Annotated in this window: 22 protein-coding genes and 3 pseudogenes; 7 read left to right on the top strand and 18 right to left on the bottom strand. The window is 66.6% G+C overall.

Going from position 1 to position 25,526, the window contains the following annotated elements:
- Positions 1-20: 20 nt before the first annotated feature.
- Entirely contained in the window at positions 21-2,033 is a 2,013-nt protein-coding gene (gene tkt / locus FDZ84_RS24980) for a transketolase (RefSeq protein ID WP_168587872.1), read from the bottom strand.
- A 606-nt stretch (positions 2,034-2,639) separates the two neighbouring features.
- On the opposite strand from tkt, the gene FDZ84_RS24975 reads away from it, so the two are divergent.
- Complete coding sequence (locus tag FDZ84_RS24975; RefSeq protein ID WP_168587871.1) at positions 2,640-4,247, top strand: LuxR C-terminal-related transcriptional regulator; 1,608 nt, start codon at positions 2,640-2,642, stop codon at positions 4,245-4,247.
- 48 nt (positions 4,248-4,295) lie between these two features.
- Here FDZ84_RS24975 and FDZ84_RS24970 read toward each other — a convergent pair whose 3' ends face one another.
- Positions 4,296-4,748 (bottom strand): Dyp-type peroxidase domain-containing protein, encoded by a 453-nt coding sequence (locus tag FDZ84_RS24970; RefSeq protein ID WP_256413561.1) that lies wholly within the window; start codon positions 4,746-4,748, stop codon positions 4,296-4,298.
- A gap of 12 nt (positions 4,749-4,760) precedes the next feature.
- Positions 4,761-5,318 (bottom strand): hypothetical protein, encoded by a 558-nt coding sequence (locus FDZ84_RS24965; protein ID WP_246868406.1) that lies wholly within the window; start codon positions 5,316-5,318, stop codon positions 4,761-4,763.
- A gap of 439 nt (positions 5,319-5,757) precedes the next feature.
- Between FDZ84_RS24965 and FDZ84_RS24960 the strand changes: the two genes are divergently transcribed.
- Positions 5,758-8,172 (top strand): SdrD B-like domain-containing protein, encoded by a 2,415-nt coding sequence (locus FDZ84_RS24960; protein WP_246868405.1) that lies wholly within the window; start codon positions 5,758-5,760, stop codon positions 8,170-8,172.
- 533 nt (positions 8,173-8,705) lie between these two features.
- On the opposite strand, the gene FDZ84_RS24955 is transcribed toward FDZ84_RS24960, so the two are convergent.
- Positions 8,706-9,260: a DUF2020 domain-containing protein gene (locus FDZ84_RS24955; protein WP_168587869.1), complete on the bottom strand. Its 555-nt coding sequence runs from the start codon at positions 9,258-9,260 to the stop codon at positions 8,706-8,708.
- A gap of 224 nt (positions 9,261-9,484) precedes the next feature.
- Between FDZ84_RS24955 and FDZ84_RS24950 the strand changes: the two genes are divergently transcribed.
- Both FDZ84_RS24950 and FDZ84_RS24945 read left to right on the top strand, forming a co-directional pair.
- Positions 9,485-10,321, top strand: coding sequence for a class E sortase (locus FDZ84_RS24950; RefSeq protein WP_168587868.1), 837 nt, complete (start codon positions 9,485-9,487; stop codon positions 10,319-10,321).
- Positions 10,322-10,477 carry a hypothetical protein gene (locus FDZ84_RS24945; RefSeq protein ID WP_168587867.1) on the top strand — a complete coding sequence of 52 codons (156 nt, stop codon included), beginning with the start codon at positions 10,322-10,324 and terminating at the stop codon, positions 10,475-10,477.
- 262 nt (positions 10,478-10,739) lie between these two features.
- Here FDZ84_RS24945 and FDZ84_RS39285 read toward each other — a convergent pair whose 3' ends face one another.
- Together FDZ84_RS39285 and FDZ84_RS39280 are read right to left on the bottom strand one after the other, a co-directional pair.
- Positions 10,740-11,039 carry a hypothetical protein gene (locus FDZ84_RS39285; protein ID WP_246868404.1) on the bottom strand — a complete coding sequence of 100 codons (300 nt, stop codon included), beginning with the start codon at positions 11,037-11,039 and terminating at the stop codon, positions 10,740-10,742.
- 11 nt (positions 11,040-11,050) lie between these two features.
- On the bottom strand, positions 11,051-11,527 hold the full coding sequence (locus tag FDZ84_RS39280) for a lyase family protein (RefSeq protein ID WP_246868403.1): 477 nt from the start codon (positions 11,525-11,527) through the stop codon (positions 11,051-11,053).
- A gap of 332 nt (positions 11,528-11,859) precedes the next feature.
- Between FDZ84_RS39280 and FDZ84_RS37980 the strand changes: the two genes are divergently transcribed.
- On the top strand, positions 11,860-12,186 hold the full coding sequence (locus tag FDZ84_RS37980) for a hypothetical protein (protein ID WP_210435824.1): 327 nt from the start codon (positions 11,860-11,862) through the stop codon (positions 12,184-12,186).
- A 43-nt stretch (positions 12,187-12,229) separates the two neighbouring features.
- Here the strand turns inward: FDZ84_RS37980 and FDZ84_RS24930 are convergent, their stop codons facing one another.
- From FDZ84_RS24930 to FDZ84_RS40965, 8 genes and pseudogenes are all read right to left on the bottom strand, one after another.
- On the bottom strand, positions 12,230-12,820 hold the full coding sequence (locus FDZ84_RS24930; RefSeq protein WP_168587866.1) for a polysaccharide deacetylase family protein: 591 nt from the start codon (positions 12,818-12,820) through the stop codon (positions 12,230-12,232).
- 164 nt (positions 12,821-12,984) lie between these two features.
- Positions 12,985-13,738: pseudogene (locus FDZ84_RS24925) on the bottom strand (IS982 family transposase); the annotation flags it as partial.
- A gap of 585 nt (positions 13,739-14,323) precedes the next feature.
- Positions 14,324-14,614, bottom strand: coding sequence for a hypothetical protein (locus FDZ84_RS40970; protein WP_210435095.1), 291 nt, complete (start codon positions 14,612-14,614; stop codon positions 14,324-14,326).
- A gap of 313 nt (positions 14,615-14,927) precedes the next feature.
- On the bottom strand, positions 14,928-16,052 hold the full coding sequence (locus FDZ84_RS24915) for an ABC transporter substrate-binding protein (RefSeq protein ID WP_246868402.1): 1,125 nt from the start codon (positions 16,050-16,052) through the stop codon (positions 14,928-14,930).
- A 30-nt stretch (positions 16,053-16,082) separates the two neighbouring features.
- On the bottom strand, positions 16,083-16,799 hold the full coding sequence (locus FDZ84_RS39270) for an iron ABC transporter permease (protein WP_168584126.1): 717 nt from the start codon (positions 16,797-16,799) through the stop codon (positions 16,083-16,085).
- Complete coding sequence (locus FDZ84_RS39265) at positions 16,762-17,346, bottom strand: hypothetical protein (protein ID WP_168584125.1); 585 nt, start codon at positions 17,344-17,346, stop codon at positions 16,762-16,764. Before FDZ84_RS39265 ends, FDZ84_RS39270 begins: the two co-directional genes overlap by 38 nt.
- A complete protein-coding gene (locus tag FDZ84_RS24900; protein ID WP_246869226.1) occupies positions 17,343-17,972 on the bottom strand; it encodes an ABC transporter ATP-binding protein in 630 nt (209 codons plus the stop codon). The genes FDZ84_RS39265 and FDZ84_RS24900 overlap by 4 nt, the downstream gene beginning before the upstream one ends.
- A gap of 9 nt (positions 17,973-17,981) precedes the next feature.
- A pseudogene (locus FDZ84_RS40965) lies at positions 17,982-18,056 on the bottom strand (ATP-binding cassette domain-containing protein); the annotation flags it as partial.
- 209 nt (positions 18,057-18,265) lie between these two features.
- Here FDZ84_RS40965 and pcaB point away from each other — a divergent pair.
- Positions 18,266-19,669, top strand: a complete 1,404-nt coding sequence (gene pcaB, locus FDZ84_RS24895; RefSeq protein WP_168587864.1) for a 3-carboxy-cis,cis-muconate cycloisomerase — start codon at positions 18,266-18,268, stop codon at positions 19,667-19,669.
- 163 nt (positions 19,670-19,832) lie between these two features.
- On the opposite strand, the gene FDZ84_RS24890 is transcribed toward pcaB, so the two are convergent.
- Both FDZ84_RS24890 and FDZ84_RS24885 read right to left on the bottom strand, forming a co-directional pair.
- Positions 19,833-20,642 (bottom strand): amidohydrolase, encoded by an 810-nt coding sequence (locus FDZ84_RS24890; protein ID WP_168587863.1) that lies wholly within the window; start codon positions 20,640-20,642, stop codon positions 19,833-19,835.
- A gap of 79 nt (positions 20,643-20,721) precedes the next feature.
- A pseudogene (locus FDZ84_RS24885) lies at positions 20,722-21,912 on the bottom strand (CaiB/BaiF CoA transferase family protein).
- A gap of 181 nt (positions 21,913-22,093) precedes the next feature.
- Here FDZ84_RS24885 and FDZ84_RS24880 point away from each other — a divergent pair.
- Positions 22,094-22,756 carry a GntR family transcriptional regulator gene (locus FDZ84_RS24880; protein WP_168587862.1) on the top strand — a complete coding sequence of 221 codons (663 nt, stop codon included), beginning with the start codon at positions 22,094-22,096 and terminating at the stop codon, positions 22,754-22,756.
- Between the two features lie 200 nt (positions 22,757-22,956).
- Here the strand turns inward: FDZ84_RS24880 and FDZ84_RS24875 are convergent, their stop codons facing one another.
- Together FDZ84_RS24875 and FDZ84_RS24870 are read right to left on the bottom strand one after the other, a co-directional pair.
- Positions 22,957-23,502 (bottom strand): cupin domain-containing protein, encoded by a 546-nt coding sequence (locus FDZ84_RS24875; RefSeq protein ID WP_168587861.1) that lies wholly within the window; start codon positions 23,500-23,502, stop codon positions 22,957-22,959.
- 2 nt (positions 23,503-23,504) lie between these two features.
- The gene (locus FDZ84_RS24870) at positions 23,505-25,364 is read right to left on the bottom strand and encodes a class I adenylate-forming enzyme family protein (RefSeq protein WP_168587860.1); all 1,860 of its coding nucleotides are present in this window, start codon (positions 25,362-25,364) and stop codon (positions 23,505-23,507) included.
- Positions 25,365-25,526: the final 162 nt, after the last annotated feature.

The raw sequence follows: 25,526 nt of genomic DNA, 5'->3' as shown, positions 1-25,526 counted from the left end.
GCACTCCTGTGGGACGGGCCCTAGCGTTTCAGGGCGCGGTAACGACGGATGAGCAGCTGTTTGAGGGGTGCGGAGGCACCGAAGGTGTGCATACCGACGATGGCTCCGCCGGCACCGACATACCGGTCCCGGCCGAGTGTGGAGGCCTGTTCCACCGCGCCCCTGGCCGTCACCGCAGGTGGCAGCACCTGATCGCGGTACTCCCGCGGCTGGCGGTCGAACAGCTCCCAGCACGGCATTCTCACCACCCGGGACGCGATGCCCTCGTCGGTGAGCTTGTCATGCGCGGCCAAGGCCAACGACACCTCGGAGCCGGTGGCCAGCAGGATCACCTCGGGCTCGCCGGAGGGCACGTCCGCCAGCACGTAGGCACCCCGCGCGACACCGCTGGCCGCACCGAGTCGACCGCGGTCGAAGGTGGGAAGGACCTGGCGGGAGAGGATCAGCGCTGCGGGCTCCCGGCGGAGGGCCGTGACCACCCGCCAGGTTTCGACGACCTCGTTCGCGTCGGCGGGTCGGAAGACGAGCAGCCCGGGTGTTGCGCGCAGCCCTGCGAGCTGCTCGACGGGCTGGTGAGTGGGTCCGTCCTCGCCGACCCCGATGGAGTCGTGGGTGAAGATGTGGACGGTGGGGATCTCCATCAACGCGGAGAGGCGGATGGCTGCCTTGGCGTAGTCGGAGAAGATCAGGAACCCGGACCAGTACGGACGGAGCTTCGTCAGCGCCATTCCATTGGCGACGGCGGCAGCCCCATGCTCCCGGACGCCGAGGTGCAGGTTGCGCCCGGACCGGTCGTCGGGCTGCAAATCGCCCGCTCCGCCGAATGTGAGCCGGGTCTTGGTCGACGGTGCCAAGTCGGCGGACCCGCCGAGAACCCACGGAACCGCCTCGGCCACGGCGTTCAGCGCCTGGCCCGACGAATCGCGAGTCGCCAAACCCAACGGATCGGCTGGGAAGGTAGGCAGCGCGGTGTCCCAGCCTTCCGGGAGCTCTCGACGCTGGATCCGCTCCAGCTCATCGGCGAGATCGGGGTGTGCGCTGCGGTAGGCGTCGAACGTCTTCTCCCAGCCGGTGCGCAACTCGGCGCCCCGCGCACCAATACCTTGGGCGAACCAGTCGGGCACACCGTCGGGAATGTGGAAGTCGGCGTCCGGCGGAATTCCGAGGACGCGCTTGGTGGCTTTGACCCCCTCCGGCCCGAACGGGGCTCCGTGTGCCTTCGGTGAATCCTCGACCGGCGAGCCGTAGCCGATGTGACTGTGCACCAGAACCAAGGTCGGACGCTCGGCCTCGGCCCGGAAGGTGTGGAAGGCGCGGCCGATCTGATCGAGGTCGTTGGCATCGGCAACGGTGGTCACGTTCCAGCCGTAGGCCAGGAAGCGAGCGGCAACGTCCTCGGTGAAGGTGATGCCCGTGTGGCCCTCGATGGTGACCCGGTTGGAGTCGTAAATCCAGCACAGGTTGGACAGCTGCAAGTGCCCGGCCAGCGACGCGGCCTCGGAGCAGATGCTCTCCATCATGCAGCCATCCCCGGCGAGCGCGTACACGTCGAAGTCGAAGAGCGTGAAGTTTTCACGGTTGTATCTCGCCGCCAGCCACTGCCCGGCGATCGCCATCCCGGCGGAGGTGGCCACCCCCTGGCCGAGCGGGCCGGTGGTCGTCTCGACGCCGCTCGTCCACCGGTACTCGGGGTGACCTGGGCAGCGCGAATCGAGCTGCCGGAAGGACTTCAGATCGTCGATGGCTACCGCCCGGCGGCCTAACACCTCGTAGTCGGGATCGACCGCGCGGACGCCCGTCAGGTACAGGAGCGACCAGAGCAAGGCAGAAGCGTGGCCCTCGGAGAGCACGAAACGGTCGCGATTCGGCCAGATGGGATCGGCGGGATCGAAGCGCAAGAACCGCTGCCACAGCGTGTATGCGACAGGCGCCATACCCATAGGAGTCCCGGGATGCCCGGAATTCGCCTTCTGGATCGCGTCCATGCACAGACCGCGAATCGTGTTCACCGACAGCGTGTCCAGGTCGGTCATTGCTGCGCCCCCTCCGTGCCCGCGGTCTACGCCTGTGCTGCGTCGACGAGCCTGGCCAAGAAGTGCGGAGTGGAACCGCGGCCGCGCGATGAGTCGGGTCACCGGTTCGGAAAGAACCACCTTGGCAGGCCCGATTCCAGGATGTTCGGCCGAGCGTGGGACCTCTCTCGAACGAGCGTAGGTCGGCCCGCTCCCACGCTCAACTCTTCAGCTATATGTCCGAATCACCGGGCGGGTTGTGGCTTTCGGCCCTTTTGATCAATTGCGAAACCATCAATCGTGGCAGGGAACCGAGCTCCCGCCGGAGCGAATTGGCGCGGGCGCGAAGTTTGCGCGGGCACTCAGCGTGCGGCTTCGGGCGGGCGGTGGGTGGGCTATTCAGCTGGTCACCTGGTTGATGAGGTTCCGCCACCCGCACCGCCACGCAAAACCAATCTGCAACCACTCCTTATCTGATCAAGACGAACGCTCCTACCCGATCAAGCGGCATCAGTCCCGATCGGGTGACATCAGTGGCGGATTTCCCGTAGGTCACCCGCGCGAAGTGCCAGTGCCTCATACTTGTGGGTGAGATCTATCGGCTTGGTTCAGGGAGGGGCGGCGACGGTGCCGGACAGCACTCAACCCGCTCGTGTCTCAGTAGCCGATCTACCGGAAGCGTTAGCCAGGACCGCCGAGGACCGCGACTGGACCGCACTCGAAGCTTGGTGCGACCAGCACATCCTCGCGGTGGAGGGCGAACTCGCCGCCCGGCTGCTTTTCGTGCTTAGCCAGGTGCCGGACGAGGAGCTGCGCGCGCGACCGCGCCTGATGATCTCGTGGATCAGCGCTTACCACGCGGCGAACCAATCAGACGTCAGCGAGCTCCGGCCGTACCTGCGCCACTACACGGAACTCGGTACTCGCCTGGCGGCCACGATGGACATCGCGGGCGAGACTTCGGTGGCGACACTGGTCACAGTCGGCACCGCGGCGATGATCGGGTTACGCATGCAAGGGGCGTGTGCCGAGGCCGAGGAGTTGGGACAGCGCCTGACCGCCCGCGCGGCGCAGCTCAGCCCGCTGCCCGGCGTCGATGTGGTACCGCGCACTGGCTGGCTTCCGATGCAACGTGGTCTGACGCGTTCGTTGATGGATGACTTTCCGGCCGCGGTCGAGTTGTACCGCCACGCGTATGAGCACGCGACGGTCGAGCCGATAACGGCGGCCACTGCCCTCAACGCGACGGCAAATCTCGCCATGATCTTCGCCGATCTTGGGCACGGTGCCATCGCGCGGCAGTGGCTTGACCGGATGCGTGGCTTCGCATCGCCGTCCCAGCGGATCCGGTTCCTGCTCACCGTGGGTGGGACGATCGCCGAGGGCTGGGACGCGCTGGACCGCTACGACGAGGCGAGCCTCGCGAACTGCCTGGAGATCACCGGTGACGGCACCAAACAGCTGGAAGTCTGGCCCTTCATAGCGGCGCTGGTGTTTGCACATGGGCTGTATCTCGGCGATCGGGTGACGTCGCTGGCCCATCTCGGCATGCTCCGGCTCAGCCACGCGCCCGCGCTCGTCAAACAGGGCACCGCCGTGCGGGTGATGCGACGCGCCCACGTCGAGCTGCTGATCGCCACCGGCCAGGCCACCCGCGCACTCCGGTTGATCAAGGAAGCGGACCCGCAAGCGTCGTGGCTCACGCTGCCTGCCGCCCGGCTCCGCCTGCTCAACGGCGAATACGAGGCGGTCCGCGCGATAACCTCGCGCATTTCCTGGCACGAAACCATCTCACGCCGGGACGCCCGGCAGTTGCTGCTCCTCAGGACGATCGCCGCGCTGCGGATGGGCGACGAGGAAGAGGCCCACCGGGCAGTTCAGCTGGTCAGCCACGTGCGCACCCCCGATGAAGTACTCTCGCTCGCCTCGTTGTCGCCGGCCGATCGGGACGACCTGTTCCGGCTGGCCCGCATCCCCCTGACCGATGAGGCAGCACAGCGCCTGGCGCGGACCCGGCCGGTGTTCCCGGAACGCGTCCAGCTAGTCGAACTGAGCAACCGCGAGCAGGTGGTACTCACCGAACTGGGCGCCGGCCTGACCATCGCGGAGGTCGCGCGCAAGCTTGTCGTGTCCGTCAACACCGTGCGCACGCAGGTGAAAAGCGTCTACCGCAAGCTGGAGGCGTCCAGCCGCGAGGACGCGCTGATGCGGGCTCACGAGCTTGGCGTGCTTTGATGTCCACTATGGATTCTTAATCACAACTGTCCACTGTGGTAGATCTGTTCAGTGGAACAGTGTGGCGCCAAGTGGGTGTTGTTGGTCGAATCCGGGGAGTGTCAGGAAGGTCGCGCTGGCGGTGGTGATGGTCGCGCTGGCAGTGGTGGTGGTGAATTCCAGCAGTGCGTCGGAATGATCCATCCGGGTCAGGGTGTTGGTGAATGTTCGTATGTCGTTCTGGAAGCTGATGAAAAGCAGGCCGGGGGTGGGTTCGTCGGTGCTGTAGGAGCGACGGAGCATGAGGCCGACGCCAACGACGTTGGAGTTTGCTCTGCGGACGTGGGCGTCTGCCGGGATGAGGTAGCGCCCGTCCGGGGTTTTGGCGCCGAGGGCCGGGTCCGAGGTGATGGTGCCCCCGGAGAGAGGCACGCCGGTGGCTCGGTACCGACCGAAGACTGCCTCCTGCGGGGGGGGGAAACGTCCAGCCGACGGTCGGCAACGGACAGTGTGGCGCGCCATCCTGAACGGCGGCTACGGTCTCGGGCCGACTCCGGGTACCGGCTGAACCGGAACATATTCCCCGGTGTCGAAATCGATGACCACTGGCCGCGCTTGGGAAGCCACCTCGACCTGAACCCGGTACATCGTGCCGTCCGAGCCGATCCAGTAGCGCACGGTGCCCCCCGTACCGGGCTTGGCACCGGCATCCGGCCCGGTCATGACGTCCACCTGGTGCCCGTCCCACTGGTCCTGTCCCCTCCAGGTGGCGCCGTTCTGCGGCAGTAGTGCGGCGTTGTCAGGCCGGTCGCTGCCGAGACCGAGCGCGATGGCCAACGAGGCGTCCAGCGCACTGCCGGTCGTGTGCAGCGGACGGCTGAACCAACCCGGCCCGGGCGGCGATGCCGGTGCTTCCGCCGGGGCGTTCGCCATCGGATGGACAAGCACGGTGTCGGCCGTCCATTCGATCAGCCCGTCGCTGGACGTATCACGCCCGGTACCATGCACCACGCCGTACCCGAGTTTGGCGCGGTAGTCGATCGACCCGCTGATCACCAGCCCACCAGCGGTACTCGGCACGGTGATCGTCACCGCGCGGCCCCCCGCCTGGTAATTGCGAAACCGCGTAATCGCCAGCCGGTTCGCCTCATCCGAGGTCAAAGCACGCGGACCGGCAGGGCCCGAACCGCCACCAACGACAAGAAACGCGACCACCGCGACACCCGCAAAGCCCACGACGGCCACCACCCACCATGGCCGCAGCCACCGGCGCAGGCCAGCACCACGCCGCAGACCACGCTGCCGGACTCTCATACTCCGCACGCCGCGCAACGTTAACAGGCCCACCGATTCACCCCCCAATTCACCCGGCATTTGGGTGTATATGCGGTGCATCGTTCTGGTTGTATAGGCCGGTTCTTGCTCGCCTGACAAGGGGACAACTATAGCTATGAACCGAGCCGGTAGAGGATTCAGCCGGACAGCCGGGAAACGTACGGGCCGACTGGCGCGTGTGGGGTTATCCGGACTGTTGCTGATAGGCAGCGCGACAGGCCCGATGGTGGGGGCGGCCGGGGCTTCGGCGGCTGACGGCACACTGACGGTCGAGGTGCTGCGCGATTTCTTTGGCACCGGCGTGATCAACGCCACCATGGATGTGCCGCAGCAGGGCATGAAGGTTTACGTTTCCGACCCCACCGGCCATCACGTCACCGGCACCACGGATGCCACCGGAAAAGTCGTCGTGTCGTCGTCGACCGTGCTGACCGGCGGCCAGTACCGCGTCGACGTCACTGTTCCGGCTCCCTACAGCAATTATTTGCGGGCGGCGCCGGCCTCGACGGCGGCGAACCACTTCGACAGCTTCACCACGTTCGTGGACGTGTCGGGCGGCAAGAACGCCTCGGTAATCACCGGGGTCTGGAACCCGGCCGACTACACGCTCCCCGATTCCCGGTATTTCGTGCCGATCCAGAGTGGTGCTGGTGGGACCGACACCCGGGCATTGGTGGCGTTCGGAATGAACACCCGGGGTACGTGTCCCAGCGACGTGGCGTGTCCGACCACGCTCGCCACGCAATCCCAGGTGGGCACGACTTTCGGGCTGGCCTACGACAGGTACCGGCAGCGGCTGTTCCAGAGCGAGTTCGCCCGGCGGCACGCCCCATACGGGCCAGATGGCGGTGACGCCATCTACACCGTGCCGGTCAAGGGCGGAAGCGCGCCGACCCTGTTCGCGAAGGTGCCGGGCGCCGCGGTGACGCCGCACGACACCGCGAACATGATTAAGGATCCCGGGTTCACCAACGCGCCGGGTAAGGAGAGCATCGGTGGCCTGGCCCTGTCGGAAGACGGCGCGACGCTGTACGCGGTGAATCTGCTGACCCGGACCCTGGTGAGCTTCGATGCAACCGGGGCCACCGCATTACAACCCGAAGCGACGGTGCCGATCCCGGATCCGGGTTGCGCGGCGCCCACCGACTGGCGGCCGTTCGGGCTTGAAACGTACAACAACACGCTTTATGTCGGTGGCGTGTGTTCCGCGGAAAGCACACAGAACCGGGCGGACCTGAAGGCTGTCGTCTACGCCTACGACGGCGAGCAATTCAGCACGGTGCTGACCCATCCGCTTACGGCCGAGCGCGGTGACGTCTTTGCCGGTAGCCCGAGCGCGGGACAGAACAACCACTGGAACCCGTGGAACACCGACCTGTCAAGCTGGGACGAATTCCGCCTGGGCGGCGCCTTCATCAATCCGCAGCCAGCGTTGGCCAGCCTGGCCTTCGCCCGTGACGGTTCGATGATCCTGGGTTTCCGCGACCGGTTCATGGACGTTCTCAGTGCGAGGGGGCTGGACCCTCGGCCGGGCAACAACACCCCGGAACTCGGCATGTCCGGTGGTGACATCAACATGGCCTGCGCCAATCCCGCCGGTGGATACTCGTGGGAAGGCACCGGAAACTGCCCCAACCACGCGAAACCCGCCACCGACGGCGGCCAGGGCAATGGTGTCGTCGAATACTTTCCGGGCGAATTCTTTTCCGCCGGGCACCAGGAAACCGCGCTAGGCGCGGTGGCCTACATTCCGCAGCAGCAATGGGTCATCAGCACGGAGTTCGACCCGACCGTCCACGTCGAAACCAGCGGAACCGGTTACCACAACATCAAGACCGGCGAGGGTCCCGGTAACAACCCGGCCGCCAACGCCTACGAGTTCGTGGGTCGGGCGCAGAACGGATTCGGTAAGGCCGGTGGGCTCGGCGATATCGCCTATACGGCGGCGAATGCGCCGGTCCAGATCGGCAACGTGGTGTGGTTCGACGGCGACCACAACGGAATCCAGGACCCCGGACAGGTGCCGCTGCCGGGTGCGACGATCAACCTGTTGGACGCCAGCGGTAAGCAGGTCGCCACGACCAAGACCGATGCCGCCGGCGAGTACTACTTTGGTGGTGTCGGCGCGGCCTACGAGCTCACGCCGGGTGCGAAGTACACCGTGCAATTCGACGTGTGTACCGCGAACACCAGCAAGGTGCCAAGCCAGCCGCCGGCTACCGAGCTGCGGTTCACACTCCCGCTGGCCGGCGAGGACCGGGCACATGACTCCAACGTGATCCCGCCGACCACCGGGCAACTGTGCAACGGATACGCACCTGTCACGGCGCCGACCAACCCAGGAGGTGTTGATCACACGATCGACGCCGGCGTGTACATCCCACAGGAACCGCCGACGACCCCGATGCCGCCGACATCGACACCGCCGACGTCTGTGCCGCCGACGCCCCCGATGCCCACCACGCCGCCCCCGTCCAACACGCGGACGGACTCGCTGGCCGACACCGGTATTTCCAGCCTGCCGGAGATGATCTTCCTCGGTGTAGTGCTCCTCGGTGCGGGTGCGGCATTCGTGTTCGTGAGCCGGAAGCGTCGCGCCAAGCAACGCTGAAAAAACGGGTGGTCTGCCCGCCTGCGATCCGGGATAGCGCGGGCGGGCAGACCACGCCTGTCGAGCTCTGTCTGGCTGGGCCTTCGAACGGTGCACCCGGTGGATGACAACGAGCTGGGACTTCTTCCCGCTCTCGACTGTCAAGAACTACTCATCTCGTCTGAACCCATGACAACGCGTCCTTTCCAGCAGTCTGCCCCTCGTATCGTGGAGACATCGTCTTGAGCCAAACGCGGAAGGAAACCGCCGAGCAGGTCGAGTTGGCGAAACTCAGCCGCCGGATTGGTGTTCGGCCCGCACACAGTCCACCACTCCTGTGGGACCGAGTCGCTGCGGCGCGGGGCGGCGGTCGACGTGGCGCAGGAGTTGTTGAGGTACGCGCCGGTTGCCACCGACGGGAGTTTTCTTCTTTGCTTTCAGGTACACGGATTGCCCACAGCCATTGGTACACCGAACCCGGATGCTGGTCCTTCGCTGCCGCAGGTGGCGAGCGGCGGAGTACCAGATCGACTGGCCTCCTCAGGCCGTCTGCGTCAGCGGCCGAGCGCGGAAACTACTTGTTTCGTAACGGTTCTCGCCTTGACCGTCTGCATCTGGTCGGTGGTGACCACGATCGCCACGCCCTGCTTCGCGACCGCGTAGACCGCACCCCCGCCCGTCTGCTGGTATCCGCCCTGCCAGCCGGTGGGTTCGGTCGCAGGATTGCTGCTGTCCACGGGCGCCGCGTGGTTCACCAGAGCCGTCGCCACGGCGGGTTCGCCGACGTAGATGCGCACGGTCAACTGGACGTTTCCGGCCCGGTCGTAGAAGAAGCACGCCGGATGGGGGTGGTCGGCCGAGAGCTTCACCTCCGACACCCGCTGGCCATTGGCCCCGGCGACGAAGTCGGTGGCGAGGTAGGGACACGGTCCCGCCGCTACCGGCTGCGACTCGGGCGGCAGTGCCGGGGCAGCGGAGGTGGTGGTGGCCGACGGCGGCACGCTGGACGGGGGCGGCGCGGTGGCCGGTCCTGACCGCTGCGAGCAGGCCGCCGCGGCCAGGGCGGTGACCAGGGTGAAAGTTCCGAGAACAAGCACGAATCGACGCATCGGACAAAGTGAACCACGCCCTGAGCGGCTACTGACACCCTCAAGAGGGCTCCGCGGCCAACAGCCTGCTCGACTTTTCGCTGCTGCCCTCGAACCGTTCCGCGCCGACTACAAGGCCACGAGTGGCGCTGAGGGCGGTCGCGGGCACAGACCAGTGGTGGCGGCCGGCGAGCGGTACCTTCCCGCCCATCGGGCCGAACACCGAGCCGACGAGAGGAGCACGCATGGCGATACGGCAAGCATCTCCGCCGAAGTCGTCGCCCGGCCATGGTAGGAAGACTGTCCGCACCCTGGGCGAGTTACTGATCACGGCGGGCCTAGTGGTCCTGCTGTTCGCGGTCTACGAGTTGTACGTGACCGACCTGGTCTCCGCCGGGAAGCAAACCGACGCCGCCTCGACCTTGGAGGGCGACTGGGCCAAGGGCCGTCAGCTGCATTCCGAGCTGATCGACGGCCAGGCCTTCGCCAAGATCTATATCCCCAGCTTCGGCGCCGACTACCACTTCACCATCCAGCAGGGGACAGCCGACAAGTCGCTGGAGATCGGGCCCGGGCACTACAAGGGCACAGCGCTTCCCGGCGAACCCGGCAACTTCGCGGTCGCCGGGCACCGTGTCGGCAAGGGTTCGCCGTTCAACGATATCGACCTGCTTAGCTCGTGTGACGCGATCGTCATCGAGACCCAGACCGACCTCTTCGTGTACCGCGTGCTGCCGTACGCCGACGAGATCGCCGGCTGGGGCACCGGCAAGGGCCGCGACCCGAAGTGTGCGCCGGTCAGCACGCTGCGGACGAACGCGCCGGACGGCGGTCCCTACGGTCAGACTGTGGGCCGCGAGGTGGTGAACCCGGACCAGGTCCAGGTGATCGCTCCGGTGCCGCACAAGCCTGCCGACGTGCTGCCGGCCGCCCAGCAGGTCGCGCTGCTCACGCTGACCACTTGCCACCCCCAGTTCTCGGACCGGCAACGGCTCATCGTGCACGCGGCGCTGACCAACCAGTACCCGAAGGGGAACGGCGCGACCTACGCCCAACTGCTACAAGCCCTCGGGGAGGGATAGATGTACGGCTGGATCTGGCGGCACCTGCCCGGGCCGGTGGGCGCGAAGCTCGCCCTCGCGGTCGCGCTGTTCCTGGGCGTGGTGGTGCTGCTCTTGTTCGTAGTATTCCCATGCCTGGACCCGCTGCTGCCGTTCAACAAGGTGTCGGTGCAGTAGGGCCGCCCCAACAGTCCGGCCTGGTAGCCGTCTGAGGCGCGTGCTGCGCACCGCTGTGGAGGTCGCGAACGGCTGCGATTCGTGGTGGAATGAGGTTCCCCCGGGGTAGTGGACACCACGTTGGCAGGATTGGTTCCTGCTGGAAGGATGTCCTCATGCCTCCTCGAAGAAATTCCTGACCCGCGGACATCCCACGCCACCGAGAGGTCGCCGCCGGGGATCTTGACCAGATCTCAGACACCTGGTCGGCATCACTGACAGCTCAGGTGCTGGAGAGTGCGCGCCGATAGCGAGCGAGTGCACGATCGACCAGCAACGGCGCTGCGCCCAGGTAGTCCTCCGGATCGAGCAGGCCGCGCACCGTCGCGGCGGACACACCGGCTTCGCGCAGCTCCGGTGCGGCGGTGAGAAGTTCTTCGTACGTGGCCCTGCCCTCGGTTGCCGCTGCCGCGATCCGGCCCGGCAGCTTCTTCGCGGTGGCACGGCCCAGCAAAGGGGCCAGAGTCGCGTTGATACGTTCGGACACCACTGCCGATCCCGTCAGCAGCAGGTTCTCGCGCATCCTCGCGGTGTTCACGACCAGTCCCCCGGCCAGCTCCGTCGCCGTGTGCGCGGCGCCGCCGGCAGCGCGGAGACACTCCCGCAGCGTAGCCACTCGGCGTGCCACGCACCCGGTGCCCGCTCGTCCTCGGCGACCAGGCTCTGCGCCAGCACCGCTGCTGCCGCGGGAACCTGCCGCGACGCCGCGATCATCAGCGTCGCGAGCACCGGATTGCGCTTCTGCGGCATCGCCGACGACGCTCCCCTACCCTCGGCAGCGGGCTCGGCGACCTCCGCGACCTCGGTGCGCGACATGCCCTGCACGTCGAGCGCGAACTTGCCGAGTGCCCCGGTGACCATGGACAGCACCGCGCCGAGTTCCGCGATCGGCGTGCGCAGGGCGTGCCAGGGCAAGGGCGGTTCGGTGAGCCCGAGCTCGGACGCCATCGCAGCCGCCAGCCGCAGGCCGTGCTCGCCCGGTTCCGCCGCGTACTCGGCATACCCCGCCATCGTGCCGGCCGCGCCGCAGGTCCGCCTGGAGGTGTTCGAGCACCTGTGCCGCGATCAGCATCATGGCGGTGTCGAGGATGTCCTGGCTGGCGCTGCCCCGGTGCACGTAGTCGGCCATCGCGGCATCTTCCGCCGCGACCAAGCCGGTCAGGTCCTGCACCAGCGGCACCACCGGGTTCGCCGGTCGGCTGTCGCGGTGCAGGGCACCGCTGGTCGGGAGCCAGGCAAGCGGAACGTAGCCATCGGAGTACAGCTCGGTTCGTGCGCGGGACGCGGCCACCAGCCGCAGGGACTCGCGCGCGATGCTGTCGGCTTCGCCGAGAATCACCGAGTTGACGCCCGGTCGCACTCCCGCGGCCGTGACCCAGTGCACCGACTCCGTCGGTACCCCGAAGGCGAAGCGCCGCGGGTGCGGTGTGCCGTCCGCAGCGATCAGCCGCGATGGGCGGCGGGTCACCGCCAGACTGGCCGCACTCGCGCGGCTCCTACCTCGGCCCCTCTGCGGCCACCGGATCGTCACCCCACGCACGCTGCTCACCTGGCACCAGCACCTGGTAAAGAAGAAATGGACCCAGCCATCCTCCCCAGGGCGCCCACCCGTATCCGAAGAACTCCGCGACCTGATCATGCGTTTCGGCACCGGCATGGGCTGCACGTGATGGCTTCGTCGCTGGTGCTCGCCGGCGTGCTCCGCCGGGTTTGTCACTTGTAGAGCGGGAGATCGAATGTATAGCCCTGGTCGAGCAGATACGGAATGAGCTGGTTCACCGCCTCGACGGTCTGGCTGCGATCCCCTCCGCCGTCATGCATCAGCACGATGCCTCCTTGCGTCGCAGGATCGTTGCGCACGGCGTCCACGATCGCCTGAACGCCTGGGCGCTGCCAGTCATTCGTATCCACGGCCCAGCCGATTGGTTGCATGCCGCCCTGGACGGCCGCGACCGTGTTCGTGTATTCCGTCCAGTGGCCATATGGTGCCCGGAAGTACGCGATGTCCCGGCCCGTCGTGTTGACGATGAGCGAGTAGGTGTCCATGACTTCGGCGTAGCCCGCCTCATCGCTGATGGTGGTCAGATCGGGGTGGGTCATCGTGTGGTCGCCCAGCTCGTGCCCCTCGGCGTCGATCCGGCGGACCAGGTCCGGGTAGGCCTGCACCTGCTCGCCGATCAAGCAAAATGTCGCCTGGATCCCATATCTGGCGAGCAGGTCGAGCATTTGTGGCGTGTAGGTCGGATGGGGGCCGTCATCGAAGGTGAACGCGACGGTCATGCCGCCGTCCTCGGTCGTGGTCACCACCTCGGATGTGGCTGCCGGAGTGGATCCGTTGTTCACCAAACTACGCTGACCCATGGCGGCTCCCTTCTGCGCCTACCATGACTATCCCGAAACTGAGTCATAATTGGCGCTTCTACTCCTTCCGTGGGTGTCATGGGCGTCCGGGGTGGGTGGGTAGTCGTCTAGATGATTGATCCCGTGAAGTTGGTGTTAGTGATCGAACGCGTGGTCCAGTTGTGCCAGATGCCGGCGGCCATGGCCAGTAAACGCTGGGCGACGCGGGTGAACACGCCGGCCGGGGTGCGTCCGCCGTGCTGCTCGAGACCGAGTTGTCCCCCTTGAGTGTCTGGTTGACCGACTCGATCCACTGGCGTATTCCGCCAAGGTTGCCGTTGCGGTAGGTCTCGTCCTTGCGGTCCGGGCGCAGCAGACGCAGAGCCATCGCCTCAGTGAGTTTCTTGAACTCCTTGCCGGAGAAGCCCTTGTCGGCCAGCAGGACTTGGCCGTCACGGATCAGAGGGTGGTTGTGGTCGAGCAAGGCCGCCAGCACCTCACGTTCGCCGATCTTGGGGTCGGTCAGGCACCACATGACCGGCATCCCGTCCCCGGTACACACCAGAGAGAGCTTCAGGCCCCAGTACCAGCGGGAATGTGACGCACAGTAGCCGTAACCGGCACGGGCGTGGCGTCGGTGATCCACAGGTCGTCGAACCAGGATGGACAGCACGCGGCCAGTGTGATAATCGCTTTGCATAGCAATGGTTCCGCGTTCCTCAAACGCTTGTTGTATCCGGACTGCTGTGGCAGATACGGGAACAGGGCACGCCATTGCTGATCACTGTGGATATGCCGAATCCATCGACGCTCATCGTTATATCGCAACAGCACTTGGGCAACCGCCAAGGTCAGCAGCTCACTGTCAGTGAGTAAGGGGCGGCGGTTTCGCTACCGACCCCACGCGCCACCGCGGCGAAGGTCGCCACCTGGCCGTGAGTGATTTTGGGTGCCATAGCACCGAAAAACGCTCACGGGCCTCGGTCCTGCACCGCGCACACCCAACCGTCCGATGTGGACACTGCACGACCGGCTGCCCGAAACGTCGCGACTGCTTCCGCCGACGGCTCGGGCGGCGCGGAGCCCGAACCCGCCAGCAATGAGCTCACTGTCCGTGAGTAGCGGTTAACGACCTCGCCCTGTGCGGGCGGGAACAACGTGGTCGTCGACGAGCACGTAGAGTGCAGCCAGGAGGGTGTTTAGTTCTTTATTCACACATTGATCTTGAACACCCTCCTCCTCTACCCACTCACCGACCCCTCCCGTGAAGTAAGTGGTCCGTTTCAGAATTCTTTCAAGGGTTGACTTCAGGTCCGGTGTTGTGCACGTCGCCCGGTCAGATGCCGGGTGCGGCGAGGTGGAGCCGACAGGCGCAGTCGAGGGCGTTTTCGGGGGTGCCGGCGATGCCGCCGGTGGGCAGGAGGGTGGTGGCGACCGAATGTTTCATTCGATATCACCCGACGGCCACTACATACGTACTCGCGTGAATCCGATCTTCAGCGAGTTCGATACCGGATCCGGCGACCGCCTGAAGAGCGAAGCTCGCGAACCTGGTGGTCGGCCCGGTAGCACCTCGCCGTACCTCTCCGGCGTCTCCACCAGGAAGGTCGTCAGGTTCTGCTGCGCCTTCCCTGCACGTTCGTCGGTCTTGACCAACGCGATCAGGTTGGAGGCACCGCCGTTGGTCAGCCACATCTTCGGCCCATCGATCACGTAGTCATCGCTGTCGCAGATGGCTTTGGTCTTGGTCGCCGCCATGAACGAGTCCGTCCTCCATCTTCGGCAGGTAGTGTCCGTCTTCTGCTCCGGCGTGCCGGCAATTCATGTGCGCGACGATGAAATGCGCGTGTTGATCACGCCCCGACACCCTCATCCGGCCCCGTGCGAGCGGGGATCCCGCACAACGTCCCCGACCGGGACGTCGCGATCCTTTCGTCACGCAATTGGCACGCGGACACTCGCTGTCCTTCGGCCACACTCGCGCCGGAGGCCCTTGCCGCGGCCGGGTGATCACCTCGGTGTGCCCGGTGACCAGGGCGCGACGGTGCTCGGACAGAAGTCCGACCTGAATTCAGCCGACGTAATCGAAGAGTTTCCTCCAGAGATCTTCGTCCTCGCGCGCGTACCGTGCGAAGTCGTCTTCGCTCATCAGGTGAAAGCGTGGCGAATTCGCCATGGGGAGTTCGTAGCTGCCGGCCCGGACCACGCCGATGTCCGTGCGGACCGGAACGAATCCTTGCGCACCAACGAAGCGCTGCCCCGACTTTGAGAGTGACCAGTTGGCAAACACGCGAGCAGCCGGATTGGCGACGCCTTTCCCGGTCAGTTCGAGGGGGCCCTGAGTTGCTGAAACTCCCTCTTTGGGGATCACCAGTCGTATGGGAGCGCCTGCGGCCTCAGCGCCAATAGCGTTGTTCACACTCACTGTCGCTACGGTGATCTCACCGCGAGCGAGCGCATCGACCTGAGTAGACGTCGAGTCGAACACCCGTGCACCCTGCCGAGCCTGCGCCGCGACAAAGTCCGCACCGAACGTCTCGAGTTCGAAGCGCAATTGGGAACTCAGCGTGCCACCGGTCGTCACTGACACGATGCCCAGTTTGCCTTCGTAGCGGGGACTCACGATGTCTTGCCAACCGGCCGGTGGACTCTCGTCGAGGATCGCCGAGTTGTAGCCCACGGCCTTGACGAAGTAGTAGGGTGAAAACCAGCTTTCGTTGGGCGGTGAGCCCTGTTCGTTCAAGACGTCATGAAACGGCGTGCGGTAGGGCATAAAGACCCGGCGATCACTGAAATCGCGGGCAGTGCGTGGGTCCGTCAGTCGAATCACGTCCGCACCGAGCCGTCCCGCACCGTACTCGGAAAGGGCACGTTCGGCGAGTTTGTTGTTGGCCAGCCTCGTGAGTTCGACCGGAATACCGGTCTCCTGGGTGAAACGAGCGACAGTCAGATCTTCGGCTTCCTTGCCGGCGGCCGAGTACAGCACCACCCGGCTCCCGCGCGCAGCCTTGAGAAGTTCACGGTCTGCGATCAATTCGCCGTCGATGCGGAGCCCATCACTGGTGTCGACACGCACGGGCGGAAGCAGCTTGCCAGCCTGGTCGGTCTTGCTGGGCAGCGTGCCATAGACCGGCAGCGGCATGATCAGCCAAGTCCAGAGCAGGCCGATGGCGAGGACGACATGGGGGATGGCCAATGGGACCATCGACACAGACTCGAGAGCCCCTCAGGCAACCGAGCGGGTGCGGTAGACGATATACCCGACCGCGAAAGCCAGGGCTGTGCCGGCGGTCGCAGCGAGCAGCGAGACGACCACGCTGTTCACCGTGGAATTCGTGAACCCGGAGGAGTTCACAGCGGCGACGAACGAGGACAAGTCGATGGCGCCCGGTTCGGTCAGCGACGTGAACGACCTCATGTAAGGCGAAGTTCGAATCGCCGACAAGAGAAGCGCACCCAGCGGCAGCACGATGGAGAGCGTGAAGTAGACGATCGCGGCGGCCACCGCCGGCCAGCGCCACCGTCCCAGGGACACCTGCCGAGGCTTCACCCCCTTGCCCGACACTGTCGTGAACGACCGCTTGGCCAGGAACCGACGCTGCACCGCGGTCACGATCAGCACGACTGCGACAAGCACGATTGCGACGACTGCGGCCTGATTGCCTCGGGATGGCGTTGAGTTCATCAACTTGTAGATGAACGTGGGCAGGGTGTCGATTCCGCCCGGCGTGGCCAGTACCTGCGAAACCGGAAAGTTCTCGAACACAAGCACGAAGATCAGGAGCCCGGCGCCCAGGATTGCCGGCAGGGAAAGGGGAATCGTGATGGAACGGATCGTGTGCCACGACGTGCCGCCATGCACGCCCGCCGCATCCTCGAGATCAGGATTCATCATCTTCATGGAGCTATGAATCATCAGGAAGGCATACGGCGCGTAGTACATCCGCCATCACCGCCACGACCCCTGCCAGCGAGTAGGCGTCGATCACGGGCCCGGTGACTCCCATGTCACGGAAGGCGATGTTGATCAATCCTGCGCCGGGGCTGCCGAGGATGGACCAGGCAAGAGCTCCGACGTAGGACGGCAAGAACAGCGGCATCAGACCGATCAGGAAAACCAGGGGCTTGCCCGGAATGTTGGTTCGCGCTGTGACGAACGCGAGGAACCCGCCGATCAGCAATGCGAGCACGGTGGAGCCGACCGCGATCAGGATCGAGTTTCCTGCCGCCTTGAGGACGCCGTCGGCGACGAGGACGCGGAAATTGTCCAAGGTGGGGGAAAGGGAAATGTTGCCAGGACGTGGCACCTCGTCGACCCAGGCCGCCAGCAGGATGAATCCGACGGGCACGAGAACGAGGAAGGAGACGAGGGCCAGCAAGGGCAGACTGACCAGTCGACCGCGTAAACCCGGTCGTGCGCGTCCCCGCGTGGAAGCCGGCGAGGGCGGTTCGTCGCCGGCAAGCGGCCGCTCGATCGTCGTGGAGCTCATGCGGCCACCGCTACCTTCTCGGTTGCGCGCGAAACGTCCTCGGGCAACAGACGGACGTCGCGCGCCGCGACTCGGACGATCACTTCTGTTCCGGCGACGAACGTCCCGGAGACTGGCGGAGGAGAGATCGCCTCGAGTCGAAGTCCAGATTCGGTCACGACCTTGCAGCGGATCGATGCTCCCTGGAAGATCGCGACCTCGACTACGCCCCGGAACTCATTGACCTCGGGGGACGCGTCGGACGGACCACCGAAGTGACAGGAGACGGCGACGTGTTCAGGTCGGATGCACGCAGACGACGGCCCCGTCGGGACTCGGTCCTCGCTGACCAGGGTCTGTCCACTCGCGGCGAGTCGGACCGCCGTCGTGTCAGAGATGTCAATCGGGAAGATGTTGGTGACTCCGAGAAACCGCGCGATCGATGCGCTCGCCGGGTACTGATAGATCTCCTCCGGAGTACCGAGCTGTGTGATCCTGCCTCCTTGCATGATGGCGATCAGGTCCCCCAGCGAAAGGGCTTCCTGCTGGTCGTGCGTGACATAGAGGCTCGTCAGCCCGCGCTCGACCTGAATCCGGCGAAATTCCACCCGGAGGTCGTCGCGCAGGCGTGCGTCGAGGTTGGACAACGGCTCGTCCAGGAGCATGACTGCGGGCTCCATGGCCATCGAACGAGCCAGCGCCACGCGCTGCATCTGCCCTCCTGAGAGCATGGGTGGCTCCTCTGTGTTGTGGGGTAGGCCCCGCCTCGAGGTCCAAGTCGCTCGTCCAGGCGGCGAAGAAATCGAGTGGGACGTATCGCTGCACGACCGGGACATGATGTCCGGTCCGCGCCGGATTCATCACACGTCTCGTAACTTATAATTTTTCGCCGCAGTGGGAAGTCCCAGCGGCGTGCCGTCCCAGCCCTGGAGGGGAACCAATGTCCGATCTGCCTGATGTGCGAGTGTCGTCACAGGATTTCCTGGCCCCGATCTTCACCCCTCCTCGCCTGCTGGCCGCCGTCGACGGCACGGCATGGCTACGAGCACTCCTCGCGGCTGAAGCCGCGCTCGCCCGTGCGGAGGCCGCACACGGCCTGGTTCCGGCACACCTCGCCGCCGTCATCACCGAATGCGCGCGCGACATTCGAGCGACCCCCGAGCAAGTCGCCCTGCTCGGCAAGGGTGTCGGCAACCCTGCCGCGGGGGTTGTCATCGCACTGACAGAGCATGTCGCAGCATCGTCGGACGAGGCCGCGAAGTACGTGCACCTGGGTGCCACGAGCCAAGACATCATGGATACCGCTGCCATGCTCGTGGCTCAGGAAACTCTCGGCGTCATCACGGACGAACTCGCTTCGCTCGCCGCACGCATTGCGGTCCTGACGCGGGAGCACGCCGCAAGCCTCATGGCCGGCAGGACGTTGCTCCAGCAGGCGCTGCCGATCACCTTCGGACTCAAGGCTGCCGGCTGGTTGACCAGCCTCGTCGAGGCCGCCGAGGAGCTCGAACGGGTTCGCAGCACTCAGCTCGCTGCGCAGCTCGGCGGAGCCGTCGGCACGCTGGCCTCGCTCGGCGATCGTGGGCTCGATATCGCTGCGTCGTTTGCCTCCGAGCTCGGCCTCCAAAGCGCTGACGTGCCGTGGCACACCGATCGCACTCGCCTCGTCAGGATCGGCAACGCCCTGGCCCTGGTCGCCGGAACGGTGGGCAAGATCGCCACAGACATCCTGCTCCTGGCTCAGCCCGAGATCGCGGAGGTCGCCGAGGGGCTTGAGCCGGGGGCAGGTGGGTCGTCGACAATGCCGCACAAGCGCAACCCGATCCGAGCCGTGGTGGCCAAAGCTGCGGCTCAGCGTGTTCCGCCCCTGGTGATGACCCTTCAGCTGGCAATGTTTCAGGAACACGAGCGAGCTGCTGGCTCCTGGCATTCCGAGTGGCAGACGCTCAGCGATCTATTGGTGGCCTCCGGCGGCGCAGTGCATGCACTTCTTGACGCGGTCGAGAACCTCCACGTCGACGTGGTTGCCATGCGGGCGGGCCTGGACGTCTCCCGGGGGCAACTGATGGCTGAAGCCGTGACGACACGGTTGACCGCCGTCCTCGGTCGCATGCAGGCTCATCATCTGATGCAACGGCTCAGCCGGCGCACGGCGGCACGGGGCACGTGGCTGCGGGATGAGCTCCTTGCCGACAAGACCATTGCCGGCGCCCTGGATGAGCAAGAGATCGATGAGGTGCTCGACCCCGCCACCTATCTCGGTTCCACGGCCGCTCTCATCGCTCGCGCCCTTGAGCGTTATGAGAACCACAGGTCCGGGCGAGAACTCGCCAGCGGGAGCTGACTCGGTCGAGAGCGTCCCAATCGCCAGACGACCGGCCGGTGCCTCTGACCACGCACTGCCAGCGGCACGGCACAGGTACGAGCAGGTCTACGCTGCCGGGCAGACGGTCACGGCACGCCCATGCTCCCGCTGCACGCGCCGCGCCCAGATGATGGTGACCCGCTCAGGCGAATCCGTAGAGTATTTCCGGGTTCTCGACGAGGATGCGCCGACGATCCTCTGGCCGTGGAACCCACTCGTCCAGCAGCCGGCGAAGTTGGCGGTCGTCGGGCGGGTTCTCACGCTCGGTCACGTGTGGCCAGTCGCTCCCCCACACAAGGCGTTCTGGCGCGGCGGCGACGAACGCGCGTGCGACGCGGCTCGCGTCCGAATAGTCCGGCCGTGGCGTAGCGGTGTTGAGGTAGGGCCCGGAAAGCTTGACCCAGGTCCGTCCTGCGTCGATGAGTCGCCGAACGATGCTGAAGGCCTGGTGCTCGGTGCCCTGACCGGGGGGAAGCCGGGCCATGTGGTCGACAACCAAGTGGCAAGGCAGGCTGGCGAGCATGCTGGCGTGGCGCACGATCTGCTCGCCGGACAGGTGCACCTGGATGTGCCACCCGAGCTCGGCGATCCGCCGCGCTAGTGCCGGGATCATGTCGATCCGGACCACGGCGTCATCGGGGTTCCACACACTGAACCGCACCCCTCGAACGCCCTGGGCGGCGAGCACCCGCAGCTCGTCATCAGAGACCAACGGGGTCAGCACCACGACCCCTCGCCCATCGGGTCCCAGTCGCTGCACCGCGTCCAGCATCGCTCGGTTGTCCGTGCCGAAGTTCTTTGCCTGGACCACTACGGCGCGAGTGGTCCCAAAGGTCTCTCGCACCCGCAGATAATCGTCGATTGTGGACTTCGCGGGGAGAGGTGCTGCTGGATCGGGGATGCGCGGAAACCGCGCATCAAGGACATGGATGTGGGCGTCGCAAGCCTGCATGCCGGTCTCCCCGAGGGCGCCAACAGATGTGGACAGTGTGAGCCGGTCAGACGTGGCCCCGGCGAGGTCAACGGAGCGCTCACGCGACCACCCCATCAGCACGCAGGGCTTCGATCCGGGCGGTGTCGTAGCCGAGTTCGCCCAGCACCTCGTCGGTGTGCCGCTTCAGCGCGGGACCAGGCCAGCGGACCTTACCCGGAGTCTCGGACAACCGGAACTGCACGTTCTGCACAGTGACCTCGCCGAGTTCCTCGTCGGGCAGGTCAAGGAACGTGCACAGTGCCTGATACTGCGGGTCCTTCACCACGTCTGAAGCGTCGTAGACCAACGAGATCGCCGCCTGGGCCTGCCCGAATTCGCGCAGCACCTCCTCGGCGTCCCGCGCAGCGATCCACGAGCCGACAGCCGAATCGAGCTCCTCGACGTGCGCGACGCGGCCGTGTCCCGAGGCGAACCACGGCTGCTCGACGAGGTCGCCGCGTCCTACGAGGCGCACGACCCGCTCTGCGATGCTCTGCGCGCTGGTCGACACCGCGACCCAGCGTCCGTCGCGGGTGCGATAGATGTTGCGAGGAGCATTGCTGGCAGAACGGTTCCCGGTGCGCTGCGGAAGCACCCCGAGAGCGTTGTACGCACTCACCTGCGGTCCGAGCAGTCCGAGTATCGGTTCGATGATCGCCATGTCGATCACCTGGCCGCGACCGGTCTGTTAGCGCGCCGTCACTGCGACCATCACTGCGTAAGACATTGCCAGGCCGGCGACGCCGTCCGCGAGCGCGAGCGGTGGCAGGATCGGGGGACCGTCCGGCTCGCCCGTCGACGAGGCGAACCCGCTCATCGCCTCGGCGAGGGTACCGAAACCGGGCTGAGCTGACATCGGCCCGAACTGTCCGAACCCGGTCATCCTGGCTATGACCAGCCGCGGATTGATCTCATGCAACTGGTCGGGCCCGATACCCCAGCGCTCGAGCGTACCGGGCCTGAAGTTCTCGATCAGCACATCACTGGTAGCGACGAGGTCACGCAGGATCTGTTGCCCGCCGCTCGTCGACAGATCAACCGCGGCGGCGCGCTTGTTCCGCGAAAGGGACTTCCACCACAGCCCGACGCCATTTGCCTCCGGCCCATGCCCGCGCGCTGGATCACCGCGGCGGGGATGTTCGATCTTGATCACATCGGCGCCGAAGTCGCCCAGCATCGAGGCCGCAGTGGGCCCGGCGAACAACGTGGCGGTATCGATGATGCGGAGTGATTTCAGAGGGCCGACCATGACTAGTAATTTATAAGTTCTTGCCCATGAGCGGAAGGGCTGGTTGCGGATCGGACAACACGACGGGGCGCGGTGCGCGATCGGTCACACAAGGCCCCGCCCCTCTCGTCACGTTTGCGGGCGGTTCTCCTGTACCGTCCAGTAGGTGGTGCCACCTAGCCGTGATACGGCGCAGCGCAGCGTGAGTGCAGCTGACGGACGTCGCGACGTACCGCCGTCAAGCAAGGCCGACTACGTATACGAAACGCTGCTCGATGACCTCCGCAACGCACGCATCCCCGGCGGCACACCGTTGCGAGCGGCCGCGGTGGCCGAACGACTAGGGGTGTCGATCACCCCTGTTCGGGAGGCGCTACGGCGCCTGGAGAACGACAGTCTCATTACTTACGAGCGTCACCACGGCGCCACTGTGATCGACCTGTCAGACGACGCACTAGCCGAGTACTACAGCGTGCGGGCGGTCGTGGAGGGGCTCGGGGCGCGCCTGGCGGCCTCCCGGATCACCGCCGGGCAGCTCGCCTCGCTGTGGGCACTGCACGAGGAAATGGTCGCCCACGAGCGGGCCGGCCAGAACGAGGCGCTGGGCGAGAAAAGCCGGAAGCTGCACCTCGCGATCGCCGACATCGGCGGCCCAGCGTTTCTGGGACGACATGCCCGCGCGGTGCGCAACAATTTCCCAGTGCCCGCAGACGCGTCGTTGTGGCTAGACGCCGACCAGGCGCGCCACCATCTGACCGTGCACGAACAAATCCTACGCGCGCTGCAGGCCGGCGACGGGGCGACCGCCGAGCGAATCATGATCGACCACGTCGAAGCCAGTGGACGCTACCGGCTCAAACGTTGATCTCTCCGACGCGTCATCCTCGGCATGCTCGACGGCTCTTCGCGACTGAGTGAGACCGATGTCGCGCCAGCGAGTGCGATGGAGCACTCGCGAATCGTTACGGCATCCGAGGTGAGCAAAGTAAAGATTCCTGCCAGAGCACGCTGGGGCAGTTGCTCATCGGGGTCTCCCAGCAGGCGGATGTCCGGTGGCTGGCCGGATCAGCCCGGCATCCCGGCGCACTCCCGGCACGGGCAGTGCCGGCAGTCCAGCGAGTGCAGGTAGCGCGGCGCCCCGGCGGTCTTGTCGCAGATCATGCAGGTCAGCTCACCACTGTCGGCGATGATCTCCTCATAGGGCACCGGCGTCATGCGGTCGGTGGAGTCGATGCGCTTGTGCGGGGCGCCGACCGCGACGATCAGATGATCGGTGATCGCGCCTACCGCGTGCGGCACCTGCCCTTCGATGAGGAAGGTCTGCCCGGCATGGGTCTCGTGGATCCGCCCGCCGTAGGTGATGGTCCCCGTCCCGGCGACCACGGTCAGCACGTGGTGGCCCGGGTGGGTGTGCGGCACGAAACCCTGCCCGGCCGGCAGCCGGATCAGGTCGGCGCCGATCTCGCCGTTGGTGGCAAGTTCCTGACCGCTGGCCGCGGCGGTGCCGTGCATGGGCACCGCCAGCTCCCCGTGGTCCACGCGCAGTTCGGTGTGGTCGGGGCCGATCGAGCTCTTCGCCCAGGTCGCGATGTGCAGGTCGTCGTGCGGCATGGTTACTCCTCCTCGATGGGGCGGACTGCCCAGATGACTCCGCCGAGGTCATGGCGCCCGGCCCGTAACGCGGAGAAACCCGCGATGGCGAAGCCGTCGTGCCGCAACCGGCGCAGCCGGGCCCATCGGTCGGCGCAGTGGCCGGTTCTTCCGTCGTTGAGATAGGTCCACAGCAGGTCCAACGCCCACGGCAGGCCGCCCGCGGTGGCCGCCGGTGCGTGCGGCAGCAGCACCAGGCGCCCGTCGTCGAGGGTGGTCTCCACGCCGAAGGGCGCCGCGCCCCCGGGCGCGCCCTGCACCTCGGCCACGGCGGCGGCCAGTTCGGCGTACGACGACAGGGGCCACGACGCGGTGAGCTTGGCCCGCAGCACCGCCCGGTCGGCCGCACGCCGCTCGGGATCCGCGTCGCAGCCGAGGCGCAGCGAGTCGAACGCCTCGTAGACCGGTTCGTCGGTCGGCTCCAGCGAGTCGGGTTCCGGGACGCGCTCGGCCAGGGCGCGCACCTTCTGCAGCGGCACGTCCGGGTGCGGGGTGCCGCGCAGCAGTTCGTGCGCGGTGGCCGCGGCGTAGCCCAGCAGGCGCTCGTAGCGGGAGGGGCTTTCGCGGCGGGCGGCGAGCGTGGCGCCCATCAGCGAACGCTGCGGTTTCCCGGTGGCGGTGGCGCGGAAGTCGCCGATGCGCAGCACCGCCGGGCGCAGCTCGGTGCGCTCGCACAACTGCTGCAGCCGGTCGACGGGCTGGTCGGTGGCGACCAGGCCGATCTCCTGGCCGAGCGTGGCCTCGGTGACGCCGACGGCGGCGAACCGGCCGGTCAGGCCGTCTTCGCGCCAGCGGCGTTCGACGTCGAGCGGGTAGTGCTTCTCGCCGCCGCGGTCGATGCGTTCCTTGGTGCGGCCCTTGAGCACCAGCAGATCGCCGCGGAATTCGCCGAGGTCGCCGGTGCGCAGCCAGCCGTCGGCGGTGATGGCCTCGGCGGTGGCGGCCGGGTCTTGCCAGTAGCCGTCCATCAGATCCGGGGTGCTGATCCAGACCTCGCCGCCCTCCAGGCGCAGCCGCGTGTCCGGCAGCGCCAGCCCGACCGGCGGGAACCGGTCGAGGTAGTGCTCGGTGAACCCGGCCTCGTCCGGTGCGGGCATGGTGGCGCTGAAGTTGACCGCTTCGGTCAGCCCGTAGCCCTGGCGCAGCCGCGGCCCGTAGGTGCGGTGGAACCGGCGGGCGAGGTCGCCGGTCAGCGGGGCGGCGGCGGTGATCAGGTATTCGAGCCCGTCGGGCCACGGCGGCGCGGCTTCCAGCAGGTCCGGCAGCAGGGCGGGCACGATCGAGGCGGTGCGGGCCCCGGCCTGCTCGAGCGCGGCGAAGTAACCCGTCGGGTCCGCGGCCGGGTGCAGCACCAGCCGCGCCCCGGTCAGATGGGTGCCCAGCAGCGACATGACCAGCGCGTTGCAGTGGTGCAGCGGCAGGCACGTCCCGTGCGGGCGGCCGGGTCCGATGCCGTGCAGCGCGGCGGTTTTGGTCGCGTTGCCCACCACGGCGTGGCGGCTGAGCATGACGCCTTTGGGAGTGCCGGTCGAGCCCGAGGTGAACATGATCAGCGCCAGGCCCGCGGCGTCGGGGTGCTCGGCGGGCAGCCCGGTCCGGCGCAGCGAACTCGTCGAGCCCCGGCCATCGACGACCGCGCTGGCCGAGACTCGGTCCACGATGCCCTCGAGCTGCGCATCCCCAGCCCGCGGTGCCATGGGCACGGCGACCAGTTCGCGTTCGAAGCACGCCAGCAGCGCCGAAGCGAGCCCGGGGCCGCTGGGAAGGCGGATGACCACCCGTGCCCCGGCGGGGAGGTCGGCCAGTTCGCTGCGGTGATCCACCGGTGATTATCTCCTGGTCGTGGCGGTGTCCACACCTGTGCGGTGCACCGGGTTGTCGTCTCGTCGTTCCGATCGGCGCCGGTGGCCCGCAACGCCCACCGGCAGCTCCGCGGGCTCGCGGTCCGCGGCGAGGACAGCTGCGACGCCGCGCAAAGCCAGGCG

Origin of the sequence: Saccharopolyspora sp. ASAGF58 (assembly GCF_012277335.1) — a bacterium.
In the GTDB taxonomy this organism is placed as follows: Bacteria; Actinomycetota; Actinomycetes; order Mycobacteriales; family Pseudonocardiaceae; genus Saccharopolyspora; species Saccharopolyspora hattusasensis.
This window is presented reverse-complemented; position numbering and strand designations above follow the sequence as displayed.

What these genes read in the sequence shown, in the direction of transcription:
- FDZ84_RS39270 (WP_168584126.1), bottom strand. Translation starts at nt 16,799, where the DNA reads ATGTACTACGCGCCGTATGCCTTCCTGATGATTCATAGCTCCATGAAG.
- FDZ84_RS24950 (WP_168587868.1), top strand. Translation starts at nt 9,485, where the DNA reads ATGGCGATACGGCAAGCATCTCCGCCGAAGTCGTCGCCCGGCCATGGT.
- tkt (WP_168587872.1), bottom strand. Translation starts at nt 2,033, where the DNA reads ATGACCGACCTGGACACGCTGTCGGTGAACACGATTCGCGGTCTGTGC.
- FDZ84_RS39265 (WP_168584125.1), bottom strand. Translation starts at nt 17,346, where the DNA reads ATGAGCTCCACGACGATCGAGCGGCCGCTTGCCGGCGACGAACCGCCC.
- pcaB (WP_168587864.1), top strand. Translation starts at nt 18,266, where the DNA reads ATGTCCGATCTGCCTGATGTGCGAGTGTCGTCACAGGATTTCCTGGCC.
- FDZ84_RS24890 (WP_168587863.1), bottom strand. Translation starts at nt 20,642, where the DNA reads ATGCAGGCTTGCGACGCCCACATCCATGTCCTTGATGCGCGGTTTCCG.
- FDZ84_RS39280 (WP_246868403.1), bottom strand. Translation starts at nt 11,527, where the DNA reads ATGGCGGGGTATGCCGAGTACGCGGCGGAACCGGGCGAGCACGGCCTG.
- FDZ84_RS24945 (WP_168587867.1), top strand. Translation starts at nt 10,322, where the DNA reads ATGTACGGCTGGATCTGGCGGCACCTGCCCGGGCCGGTGGGCGCGAAG.
- FDZ84_RS39285 (WP_246868404.1), bottom strand. Translation starts at nt 11,039, where the DNA reads ATGCGCGAGAACCTGCTGCTGACGGGATCGGCAGTGGTGTCCGAACGT.
- FDZ84_RS40970 (WP_210435095.1), bottom strand. Translation starts at nt 14,614, where the DNA reads ATGGCGGCGACCAAGACCAAAGCCATCTGCGACAGCGATGACTACGTG.
- FDZ84_RS24875 (WP_168587861.1), bottom strand. Translation starts at nt 23,502, where the DNA reads ATGCCGCACGACGACCTGCACATCGCGACCTGGGCGAAGAGCTCGATC.
- FDZ84_RS24955 (WP_168587869.1), bottom strand. Translation starts at nt 9,260, where the DNA reads ATGCGTCGATTCGTGCTTGTTCTCGGAACTTTCACCCTGGTCACCGCC.
- FDZ84_RS24970 (WP_256413561.1), bottom strand. Translation starts at nt 4,748, where the DNA reads ATGGCGCGCCACACTGTCCGTTGCCGACCGTCGGCTGGACGTTTCCCC.